Raw genomic sequence first — 627 nt, 5'->3', positions numbered from 1 at the left:
CGCGCCGCCGCAGCCTGCGGCGGCGCGATCCGCTGCAGGTGTTCAGATCGCGGTGGCCCCGGTGATCTCGTGCAGGCGGGACAGCGTCGCGCCGTCCAGGCGCAGGGCCTGCGCGAGCTGGCGCAGGTAGGCGGCCTCGGCCGGAGTGTCGAGCTGGATCGCGAGCAGCGAGGCGGCATAGATCTCCGCCGCCACCATCTCGTTGGGGACCTCGGCGACGAGCGCCGCGAGGTCGAGCGGACGGCGCAGTTCGGCGATCAGGAACTGCTTCTCCTCCTCGCTCAGGCCGTCGGCGCCGACGCGCCCGACGATGCGCTGGATCTCGTCCTCGCTGACCTCGCCGTCGGCCTTGGCCGCCGAGATCATCGCACGCACGACGAGCTCCTCGGTGGCGGGGGCGGTCATGCTCTCGAGCTCGGGGGCGGCGAAGCCCGCGGTGTCGGGTGCCATCGCAGCCTGCGCGCGGCGACCGTCGGTCCAGTTCTTCAGCGCCGCCATCGCGATCGTGGCGAGGATGGCCATCCCGGCGTTGCCGCCGCCGCTGCGCGTACCCGCGCTGCCCGTGGCGCCGCCGCCGAGCAAGCCGCCGAGCAGATCGCCCAGGCCACCGCCACCGCCGCTCGTGGC

The 627-nt window shown here is 74.3% G+C and carries 1 protein-coding gene; it reads right to left on the bottom strand.

All coding sequences use genetic code 11. The annotated features are described in order from the left end of the window. Positions 1 to 42: 42 nt before the first annotated feature. The coding region (locus tag C667_RS23715; protein ID WP_004391937.1) for a tellurite resistance TerB family protein at positions 43 to 627 on the bottom strand (585 nt) is incomplete at its 5' end.

It is taken from the genome of Thauera phenylacetica B4P (genome assembly GCF_000310225.1).
Lineage (GTDB): Bacteria > Pseudomonadota > Gammaproteobacteria > Burkholderiales > Rhodocyclaceae > Thauera > Thauera phenylacetica.
This window is presented reverse-complemented; position numbering and strand designations above follow the sequence as displayed.